Source organism: Caldibacillus thermoamylovorans, assembly GCF_000751775.1.
Classification (GTDB): Bacteria; Bacillota; Bacilli; order Bacillales; family Caldibacillaceae; genus Caldifermentibacillus; species Caldifermentibacillus hisashii.
On record NZ_CCRF01000041.1, the window covers coordinates 1 to 9,940 of the forward strand.

The window sequence follows — 9,940 nt, forward strand, 5'->3', positions numbered from 1 at the left end:
AGCGACTGAGAAACTAGCTCCCCTTTAATGTGCTCCTGCGCCATAGCCTATTCGAGGAAGCGGATGTTCAGCTCGTCGCAAAGCTTCATGAAGTATTTCATGGAAGATTACTCATGAAGTTCGCTCAAGTAGTAGCTTCACTACGATAAGTCAACATCGGCTCGTCCCTCGCCGTGTTTCCTTTTCCTCGAAAAAGCTAATCGCTTTTTCTTCGTGCGATGTCTATTCGAGGAAGCAAATCTGTTCTCATTGCGGGGCGCTCCAGTTTGTACGTCGCTTAGCGGGCGCTCTGCGCTTTTCTTATTCAGCAGCAGCTGTTAACACCGGTACAACTTGTTTTTTCCTGGAAACAACACCTTCTAATAGGGCAGTATTATTTTCTAATATCACATTATATGCCTTTTCAACGAGCGCTGTATTCGTACCGAGGGCAAGAGCCGTTGAATTACTGTTTAAAATATCTGTGATCACAAACAAAAATAAATCAAGTCCTTTTTCATCGATAACCGATTGAATGGCAGCTTCCACTTCATCTTGTCTTGCCAAAACATCTTGCGGATCAACTGTATTAACCTGTGCAATAATCACTTTGTTTCCGCCAATATTAAATGGTTTGGCATCAAGGGAAATTAACTGTTCAGCTGTCTTTGAAGAAACATCTGCTCCGGCTTTTAACATTGCCATTCCGTATGTTTCCAACTCTACATTAGCAATTTCAGCAAGTTCTTTTGCTGCTTGTACATCTTCTTCAGTGCATGTCGGTGATTTAAAAAGCAGAGAATCAGATATGATTGCGGAAAGCATAAGACCGGCAATATCTTTCGGAATGACAACATTGTTTTCTTTGTAAAGTTTTTTAATAATCGTTGCTGTACATCCGACCGGTTCAGCACGGTAGTATAATGGATCAGCCGTTTCAAAATTGGCGATCCGATGATGGTCAATAACTTCTAAAACTTTAACGCCTTCAATATCGTCTGCGCTTTGACCTCGTTCATTATGGTCAACTAAAATTACTTTATCCGTTTCTTCGGTCACTTTTTGGACAAGGCGGGGCGTATCAACTTTGAAATAGTCAAGCGCATATTGGGTCTCGCTGTTTACTTCACCAAGACGAACCGCTTCTGCATCATATCCCAATTCTTTTTTTAACTCCGCATAAGCGATTGCCGAACAAATTGTGTCTGTATCTGGATTTTTATGTCCGAATACGAGTATCTTTTCCATTTGTGCCTCAACTCCACTTCCAAAATTTCTATTCATTTTAACACTAATATGGTACTCCAAATGAAAAAAATTAACAATATTTTCAATGAAATTATTGGAAAATCATACGTTTATGCAAAAATTATTATTTTATAATACTCAAGACTCAAGAATTATTCGACATACTTCTTCAAATTTCTTGCAAATTATGATATACTTTTATGGTCTGAAATAAGAAGAAAAATAGTAAGATTTAATTAATTCGTTATATGAAAAAAACAATAATTTATTTAAAAGATAAAATATTCCTGGAATATTTTTTTAGAATATGATATAACAAGACTAATAAAATTTTTCTAGTATAATTTTACCTTTATTTTCTGAAAATTCACTATTAAAGGGAGAATAGTACAATCAGGAGGCGCAAAATGGAGAAAGAAAAAGTGTCATTTTCAGAGTATTTAGTGATTGGAGTCATGTTATTTGCACTGTTTTTTGGAGCGGGTAATTTAATATTCCCGGCACATCTTGGCCAATTGGCAGGGGAAAACCTTTGGCCGTCGATTTTTGGATTTTTGATCACGGGTGTTGGATTACCGCTGTTAGGAATTATTGCCATTGGATATTCCGGAACGAATAATTTACAGGAGTTGTCCAGCCGTGTACACCCTATATACGGTGTTTTATTTACCAGTTTGTTGTATTTAACGATTGGGCCGTTTTTTGCAATTCCGAGAACGGCGACGGTTCCGTTTGAAGTGAGTATCTTACCGTTAATGGGAGACGTAAATCCAAAGATTAGCTTATTCATATTTTCATTCCTATTTTTTGCATTGACCCTTTGGTTATCATTAAATCCAAGTAAAATCGTTGACCGGGTTGGAAAGTTATTATCACCGGCCTTAATCATACTGTTAATTGTTTTAATTGTTCTTTCGGTAATTAACCCGATTGGATCAACGGGCAGGGCACAAGGTGAATATTTATCAAGTCCGTTTGCAAAAGGTTTTGTAGAAGGCTATAACACGATGGATGCCTTAGCTTCTTTAGTATTTGCAATCATTGTTATCAACGCGATTAAGGCATTAGGTCTTAAATCAAACAAAGGAATTTTGCTGGCAACTTTCAAATCAGGTGTTATTTCAGCGCTTTTCCTCGGAATTATTTATATTGGGATTGCGTACATGGGCTCAATCACTGTTCAAACGTTTGGTTTGTTTGATACAGGCGGACCGGTGTTAAGCAATGTTTCCTCATATTATTTAGGTACGCTTGGTTTAATCATGCTGGCAATGATTATGATTCTTGCCTGCTTAACAACAAGCATTGGTCTGATAACTTCCTGTGCAGAATATTTCAATACGCTTTTACCTAATGTAAGTTATAAAGTGCTGGCAATTATTTTTTCCGTTGTCTCATTTGTTATCGCCAACTTTGGGCTGGCTAACATTATTGCATTCTCGGTTCCGGTATTAATGTTTCTCTATCCATTGACAATTGTACTTATGTTACTAACATTTGTTTCACCATTGTTTGACCATTCGCAAATTGTATATGCAGGAACAATCAGTGTCACTTTCTTAATTAGTATTGTTGATGGATTGAAAGCACTATGTGATTCGTTAAAAATAGATTATTTCGGCTGGTTGTCATCAATCATATCTTTTTATAATGATTTCCTGCCTTTATATAGTCAAGGTTTAGGTTGGTTAGTTCCGGCCGTAATTGTCATCGTGTTAACAACAGTAATCAGTAAATTTTTTGTAAGGGAAGGAAAAACGGTTATTCAATAGAATGAAAGATGCATATGATGTATTTGAGCTGTCTCTAAGATTGGGGACAGTTCTTCTTTTGGAATAAAAAACAACATGGTGGATCAAAAGCTCCTTTAAGCAAAAAAAGTGACTATTTGGTACCCCACCAAATAGTCACTGATTGATAACCGACAAATTAGACGTAGGCGGGTATCCCTCTCCCACCAATCTTTGCCGTTTGACTCGAATTTGGAGAGGGATCCTTGACTTACGTAAAAAATCGCCGTTTACCGAGTTTTTATATGAATATTTTTTCTGTTTTCTTTTGCAAGCGCTTGATAGATTCCCAACCCCAAGAAAATCATTGTTAAAACAAACATGATTAAAGCAGTTCCATAAGACCCTGACATACTCACAACCCAATAAAGAAGCATAAAAATAAGTGATACGACAAATGATAAATTCATATATAAAAACCCCTTTCCGACCGTTAAAATGAAAATTATTAAACACTTTGTCAAATTTGTTACATTTTATTGTCTATATTTTAAAACTCCGGTGAAAAAAAGTAAAGAAATATGATTGCGATTTCATTATTTTTATATAACCAATTGTTGTTGATTTACAATTGTAGAAAATCTATATTTTTTTGGAAAAACGAAAGGCAAAAGAGGGAGTACATCATGAAAAAATTTTTCCTTGGCTTCATTATTTCTGTTTTTGTATTAATGATTTTCGGATTTAATAAGAGGACTGATTTTTTTCAGACCAACAAAATAATCCCGCCGGACCAAGTGAAAGGAATGAAAGCGGAAAATATGGATGATACTTATTTAAATTATTTTCAATCAGTCTTGGAAACGAAAGGAAAATTAAAGATTGCAGTAATGGGTAGCAGTGTAACAAAAGGAACCGGTTCCTCTTCACCAAAAATGAGTTGGCCATCTAGGCTTAAAACTTTTTTACAAGAAAGGAATGAATTAAAATACCGGGACATTCAGCTTGTCAATTACGGGTTTTCCGGATTTAAGGCAGAAGATTTATTGAAAGAAGGAAAAGCTGATCAACTGATTTTGGAAAAGCCGGACTTTATTATTCTGGAAACATGTATCATTAATAACTATCGACAATCATCAACCTTATTTGAAACAATAAAATACATTGATGATTTAGTCAATAAAATAAAGAAAGAACTTCCCGGTGCAAAAATCCTAATTATTTCACCAAATCCGATCCTTTCTTCTAATAAAAACCAAGTCGGCTTAACGTATGAGGATTACCAAATGCAAACCACGGCCTATTTCCAACAAGAAGGACTAAACTATATGAATATTTACGAGGAAATGAATAAATTGGTATCCCAAAATAACCAAAAACTTCAAGATTACTTGGCTGACGAAATTCACCCGAATGATCAAGGATATAAAGTTTGGTTTGAAAGTTTACTCAAACACTTATTTTGAGATAATTTATAGAAGATGTTCAAATAATCCGGTAAAGAGCAAATTCTCTATTCCTCTCTTGGATAAGAAATCATATTCGCTGGAGCCTCGGTACCTGAACTACTCAGTTTTTTTCATCTCAATTTACATATGTATTTTCTTCCATAAAAATGTGTATTAAGATAGGGTTAGATGTTTTATGGGAGGAACAAGTTATGTTACGTATTCGTGAAGCTGAAGTAGAAGATTTACCGGAAATGTTAGCTATTTATAATTATGCGATTAAAAATTGGACGGCGACTTTTGATCTTGAGGAACAAACACTAGATCAGAGAAGAATATGGTTTAATCTGCATGGTGATGAGTACCCTCTTATTGTTGCCGAAGTAGATGGAACAGTAGCAGGTTACTGCAGCCTCAGTCCATTTAAAGATAAAAAAGCATATGAAAAAACTGTAGAGATATCGATTTATCTTTCCGAAGCATATCACGGGTTTGGTATCGGAAAAAAACTAATAGAAGAGATAATCTCCAGGGCAGAACAATTAAACTACCATACGATCATTGCCGTGATTACCGGTGGGAATAAAGCAAGCATAAAACTCCATGAAAAATTCGGATTTGAATTTGCCGGATGTTTGAAAGAAGTAGGGTATAAATTTGGGGAATGGTTGGATGTTTGCTACTATCAGTTACGCCTGTAGAAGCCGCCATCGTGTACACATAATTTATTCCTAAAATTTCTTATTAGTTTAAACTCAGTTCCTTGTTCGAACTCTATACTTTCTATTATGTTCATACCTTTGAAAGGAATCGGGCAAACTGATAATAAATTCGAACTGGGGGCTGTATAACAAATGAAGATTGAAGGAATGATCATATCCGGGGAATTCGATAAGAATGCGCAGGAATTTACGATCCAAAAAATTAAAAATTGGTATACCGAGACAGTAGTAAAAGAAGAGCAAGTTGAAAAATTATATGCTTATTTAATACGAAATAAGGAAGCAGAGGAGCAAATACTCACTCTTTACGATCAATTATTGGTCCGACTAACAAAAGATGAAATGAGCCTATTGCTATCCGATTTAGAAAATGTAGTTTCTCTTTATCAGTAGTATCAAAGTGTGCCAATTAACGGAATAACTTTTCGAAAATGCGTCGGGACTAGAAAGAATTAATAAAATTTATAAACCCGTTTACTGATAACTGCGAAAATGCGTCTGTGTCTGCCCCATTGGCAACTTTTTTCCAGGTGTTCAAACTAACTTCAGGAAAAAGCCAGACGCATTTTTTCTTCATGCAGTGTGATTTTTACTATTAATGAATATGTTTTAAAGAAAAAGCTTCACACATTTTCTTCGTTCGGTGTTATAGTAATGGAGGAAATCAAAGTCCTCCCGACGCCACGCTTAAGCGACAGGACGTGGATGGGCATACGTTTCAACAGGGCACCCTTAGCCGGCCGGTTTATATGTCAAAATGTGCGGCATATATGTTTTTCCTATTTTGCGAACAATTTATTTTCATTCGGTAAAAGTGCTGCCAAAACCGCACCGATTAACGGTAATAAAGAAAGTATCGTAAAGACGGTCGATACGCCTAATAAATCCGAAATACTGCCTAAGAATACAGAACCGATTCCCCCTGCACCAACACCGAAACCAATTGATAATCCGGATGCCAGTGCAATATTTTTCGGTAATAATAATTGCATATAAACAACACTGATAGAAAAAGAAGAAAGTACAGTAAAGCCGAATAAAAGCAACACGATTACGGAGAGAAAACCACTGGTATGTGGGAAAAGTAACGCGAATGGTGTTGCCAAAAACATGGAACCGACCATGAGCCGTTTCATCCCAATTCGATCCGATAGCAAACCGCCAATAAATGTTCCAAGGGCCCCTGCTCCGACAAAAATAAAATTCAATAGTTCTGATTGCTCCAAAGTTAAGTTGCTTAAATAAAAAGGTAAAAAGATAACGACTCCGACTTGACACCATGACCGTAATAAAATGACCGTGACTAATAAAATGGTGCCGGGCAAATGATTTTCTCCCGGTAGTTCCTTCTTCTTAAACTGAAAATCTTTCACTTTCCCGTTAAGCCAGTTTAACAATGGAACGGTCAACACCAGGGATAACAAAGCCAGAGGTAAAAGCCAGATCAGACCATCAATCCCGGTATGAACGAGAAATAACGGAATCATTAACGGTCCAAAAGCTTGCCCTCCATTTCCACCAACCTGAAAAATTGCCTGAGCCAACCCTTTCTTTGTACCTGATGCAAAATGAGTCCCTCTTGAAGCTTCCGGATGAAATACACCTGAACCGAATCCGGAAATCGCAACAAAAATTAATAACCAAATTAAATTCGGTGCAATTGCAGTCAGTGCCAACCCTGATATCGAGAGAAATAAACCGACAGCAAAAAACCATACCCGTGGCTTTCGATCAGTTAACACACCGAAAATGGGCTGTGTAATGGAAGAAGTTAAATAGGAAATTAGTACAATTAATGTTGATTGCGTATAGTTAAGATTGAATGCGTCTTTATACATAACTACAAGTGCCGGTACCATACCGGTCGTGACTAAGTCATTTAAAAAATGTGCCCCGCTAAACGTGTATAGTGCCCGCCGATAAAAACTACCTTCACCAACAATTGGGGCATTTTCAATCTTTGCTTGCATAAAATCGCCTGCTTTCAGTTACTAAAAAAAGGATATATTTCGTATTTTAACATAAAAGTGATGTGAGTCGGTTAAGAATTTTTTGCATTTATAGTTAAGAGGAATTCGACTAATGTTTTTTCGACATTTTTAAACTTTTGCTAAAAATATAGATGGTTTTCAATCGTCAAATGAAATAGTACAGCCAAATACAGACAAATTGACAACATATTCAACATATTTATCTTTTGTTTGACAAAATTTCAACAGCATTTGTGAGAAACTGTCGAACAATTTTTAAAGGGTTTCCGTTCATATTGTCAAATTTATTTATATACATGTAAAAATTGTTTGATTTTGCGAAAATTCACCGGTAGAAGATTTATTGGAAAAGGGGAGAGTAAGTTGTACTGGAGAATAAGTGACTTTACAGAAGAGATTAAACAAGCTGTCGGGGACGAAAAATTGAATCGAAAAACGGTGGATATTTGGTTTAAAAAATTGGAAGAGGAAAGAATCCATTATGTCAATCGAACAGAAGATACAAATGAAAAGGTATATAATGAGCTTGATTTACGAATCGGCATTTTTATAAAAAAGAAGCGAAATGAAAATTGGTCACTAAATGCTATTTTTAATGAGATTGCCGATCAGTTGGAAGTTCGACCATTTCCCGTTGAACATCTCGAACCAGCTAAAAATGAATTACCGGTCCCGTCAATTGCTAATATGTTGCAGCATTTGAATCTGAATCGCTTTAAAGAGGAACTACTTGTTGAGATTCGAGGTGCTATAGAAGAAGTTGCCGCCGGTCAGTTGCTTGAGTTGAAAAACCAAGTTGAATCAATCGCCCAGCGGATATCAGCACCGGATAAAACAGAAGATGAGAGAGAAAGAAGATTTCAAGATATGATCGTAAAAAGGCGAGTCGAGTACCAACTGGAAAAAGAGGCACTTCTGCTTTGGACAGCGAAACCGGTGGAAGAACGTTTCAAAAAGGTTGGATTGCTACGGAAAGAGGAAGACATTACAAAAAGAGATCTATTTGTTAAAGATTTTATTAATCGCCATTTTGCTGAACGCTTAAAGAAAGAAATTATTTTTGAAGAAAATGCTAAACAAGAAGAGTTACCGGTTTAAACATTTTATAAGTCAGGGAGGGATGGTGGCTTGGGTAATGTTACAATAATTTCCCGTCCCTGTCTGAGGAATTTTTATTTTTATTTACCGGGTGATAGTAATGAAGAAAAGCATCTAGATTTTGCAATTCTTTTTCCAACTGTCTTGCTTTTTTTACGGTTTTTTTAAATTTTCTTAAATCTTGTTTTCTCAATTTGGGACATTCCGGGTTTGTTTTCATCCAATCAAAATATTCACCGATGTATAGATCGGCCGGTTGATGACATCTTGGACAAATGGAGGGTGTTGAATAGGTTAAATCGATTAATGATTGTAATTCTTCTTGATATTTTCGGTGTAATTTTCCGCAAGATGTACATTGATATAATGTATTTAAATCGTCTAGTTCTATTTGTTTAGTATTAGTTTTCTTCATTATGGTATATGTACTCATTAAAATAATAAAAATGACAATGAAAATGAGAGGCCACATAAGATCATCTCCGTGTAATACCATTTTCGTGGGTAATGATGGGGCAAGTATAAAGAGAATGCCCCATATTCAATGAAACGAGAGAGGTGTTACTTAAATTCATTGTAAACGATCTTTCAGCCAAACTTGGATATCTTCAAAATTTTCCTGGGTTACCCAATGACCTGCTTGATAGGATTTGAAAGTAACATTTGCTCCACGTTCTTGTAAAAACTCTTTACTTGCAACTCCCCATGAAAACGGCAATACTGGATCATCCTCGCCGTGGGAAATGAACAAGTTAAGATGTGCTAGTTCAGTATTTTTATACTCCGCTTTAATAAATGCAGGAATATATCCGCTTAAGGCAAGAACTCCTTTTATTTTTCCCAAATGTATTATGGCATAAGTCATTGATAAAATGGCCCCTTGGCTAAATCCCATTAAAAATAAGTTGTATTCATCAATCGGATAAGTCTTCGTTGCAAACAAAATAAAGTCATCGACCATTTTTATCGTTTGTTTAAAACTGTTCTCGTTCGGTTGACCGAGGTCTTCCATAGTAAAAAAAGCGTAACCCGGTGGTTGTACAATGGGTCCACGGAGACTGAAAATAAACATTTTTTCATTGAATGCCTGTACAAGTGGCGGTAAGTCAAGTTCGTTGCTACCCATACCGTGGAGAAGAAAAATAGCCGGGTACTTTTTGTCTGTTTCTATCGTCTTCGGTTTCATTAAGTTAAAATAAAGTGGTGCTTGCAAATATTTCACTCCCTCTCAACAGGTTTATTTATCTTCTATCATAGCAATAATAATGAGAAAGATAAAATTATTTTACCCCCGTACAAACGGTCACTAAATTTCCCCTTAAGTTTGGGAAAATAAAAGAAGAAAAGGTGGCCTATAAGCTTAGGTGATTCAAAGATGATAAACGGGAAGATAAGTGCCCGATTGGTTCAACTAACTACCGGTGGGGATAAGGAATCCCACTGGTTGTAGTTTCACTGCACCCCGCATGAATAGCAAATCAAGGGCTCAAAGCTGTACTATTGACAAAAAGAATAATGGAGAAGTAAGATGTTTACTGCAGGAAACTTTTTAAGCCAAGGCCATACTTGTCGTTTGAATCATTTTCTATATTCCAAATGCTTTAAGACAATTTTTCGAAAGTGAACGTCATGTATACAAAAGAAAAATGGAATATATAGATAAGAACAAATAAACAAACAAGAACAGACAAGCTTGATGTAAGGGGAGCTTTTTGCGATGTACT

10 protein-coding genes are annotated in these 9,940 nt (G+C 36.1%); 5 read left to right on the plus strand and 5 right to left on the minus strand.

Features of this window, described 5'->3' with window-relative positions:
- Positions 1-300: 300 nt before the first annotated feature.
- The gene (locus BT1A1_RS06230; RefSeq protein WP_034769229.1) at positions 301-1,227 is read right to left on the minus strand and encodes a manganese-dependent inorganic pyrophosphatase; all 927 of its coding nucleotides are present in this window, start codon (positions 1,225-1,227) and stop codon (positions 301-303) included.
- Positions 1,228-1,634: 407 nt separating this feature from the next.
- On the opposite strand from BT1A1_RS06230, the gene brnQ reads away from it, so the two are divergent.
- Positions 1,635-2,999: a branched-chain amino acid transport system II carrier protein gene (brnQ, locus tag BT1A1_RS06235; protein WP_034769219.1), complete on the plus strand. Its 1,365-nt coding sequence runs from the start codon at positions 1,635-1,637 to the stop codon at positions 2,997-2,999.
- Positions 3,000-3,247: 248 nt separating this feature from the next.
- Here the strand turns inward: brnQ and BT1A1_RS06240 are convergent, their stop codons facing one another.
- Entirely contained in the window at positions 3,248-3,427 is a 180-nt protein-coding gene (locus BT1A1_RS06240; protein WP_034769220.1) for a hypothetical protein, read from the minus strand.
- Between the two features lie 216 nt (positions 3,428-3,643).
- On the opposite strand from BT1A1_RS06240, the gene BT1A1_RS06245 reads away from it, so the two are divergent.
- The 3 genes from BT1A1_RS06245 (at position 3,644) to BT1A1_RS06255 (ending at position 5,520) form a co-directional block, all read left to right on the plus strand.
- On the plus strand, positions 3,644-4,423 hold the full coding sequence (locus BT1A1_RS06245) for an SGNH/GDSL hydrolase family protein (protein ID WP_034769221.1): 780 nt from the start codon (positions 3,644-3,646) through the stop codon (positions 4,421-4,423).
- 194 nt (positions 4,424-4,617) lie between these two features.
- A complete protein-coding gene (locus BT1A1_RS06250; protein ID WP_034769222.1) occupies positions 4,618-5,106 on the plus strand; it encodes a GNAT family N-acetyltransferase in 489 nt (162 codons plus the stop codon).
- Between the two features lie 153 nt (positions 5,107-5,259).
- Positions 5,260-5,520 (plus strand): hypothetical protein, encoded by a 261-nt coding sequence (locus BT1A1_RS06255; protein ID WP_034769223.1) that lies wholly within the window; start codon positions 5,260-5,262, stop codon positions 5,518-5,520.
- A gap of 386 nt (positions 5,521-5,906) precedes the next feature.
- On the opposite strand, the gene BT1A1_RS06260 is transcribed toward BT1A1_RS06255, so the two are convergent.
- Positions 5,907-7,097, minus strand: a complete 1,191-nt coding sequence (locus tag BT1A1_RS06260; protein WP_034769224.1) for an MFS transporter — start codon at positions 7,095-7,097, stop codon at positions 5,907-5,909.
- 384 nt (positions 7,098-7,481) lie between these two features.
- On the opposite strand from BT1A1_RS06260, the gene BT1A1_RS06265 reads away from it, so the two are divergent.
- Positions 7,482-8,216, plus strand: a complete 735-nt coding sequence (locus BT1A1_RS06265) for a hypothetical protein (RefSeq protein ID WP_034769225.1) — start codon at positions 7,482-7,484, stop codon at positions 8,214-8,216.
- Between the two features lie 40 nt (positions 8,217-8,256).
- Here BT1A1_RS06265 and BT1A1_RS06270 read toward each other — a convergent pair whose 3' ends face one another.
- Together BT1A1_RS06270 and BT1A1_RS06275 are read right to left on the minus strand one after the other, a co-directional pair.
- Positions 8,257-8,688, minus strand: a complete 432-nt coding sequence (locus BT1A1_RS06270) for a zinc ribbon domain-containing protein (protein ID WP_034769227.1) — start codon at positions 8,686-8,688, stop codon at positions 8,257-8,259.
- Between the two features lie 99 nt (positions 8,689-8,787).
- Positions 8,788-9,438 carry an alpha/beta hydrolase gene (locus BT1A1_RS06275; protein ID WP_404996954.1) on the minus strand — a complete coding sequence of 217 codons (651 nt, stop codon included), beginning with the start codon at positions 9,436-9,438 and terminating at the stop codon, positions 8,788-8,790.
- Positions 9,439-9,940 lie beyond the last annotated feature (502 nt).

Excerpts from the sequence above, each read along its gene's own strand:
- BT1A1_RS06270 (WP_034769227.1), bottom strand. The coding sequence starts at position 8,688 with ATGTGGCCTCTCATTTTCATTGTCATTTTTATTATTTTAATGAGTACA.
- BT1A1_RS06230 (WP_034769229.1), bottom strand. The coding sequence starts at position 1,227 with ATGGAAAAGATACTCGTATTCGGACATAAAAATCCAGATACAGACACA.
- BT1A1_RS06255 (WP_034769223.1), top strand. The coding sequence starts at position 5,260 with ATGAAGATTGAAGGAATGATCATATCCGGGGAATTCGATAAGAATGCG.
- BT1A1_RS06240 (WP_034769220.1), bottom strand. The coding sequence starts at position 3,427 with ATGAATTTATCATTTGTCGTATCACTTATTTTTATGCTTCTTTATTGG.
- BT1A1_RS06245 (WP_034769221.1), top strand. The coding sequence starts at position 3,644 with ATGAAAAAATTTTTCCTTGGCTTCATTATTTCTGTTTTTGTATTAATG.
- brnQ (WP_034769219.1), top strand. The coding sequence starts at position 1,635 with ATGGAGAAAGAAAAAGTGTCATTTTCAGAGTATTTAGTGATTGGAGTC.
- BT1A1_RS06260 (WP_034769224.1), bottom strand. The coding sequence starts at position 7,097 with ATGCAAGCAAAGATTGAAAATGCCCCAATTGTTGGTGAAGGTAGTTTT.
- BT1A1_RS06250 (WP_034769222.1), top strand. The coding sequence starts at position 4,618 with ATGTTACGTATTCGTGAAGCTGAAGTAGAAGATTTACCGGAAATGTTA.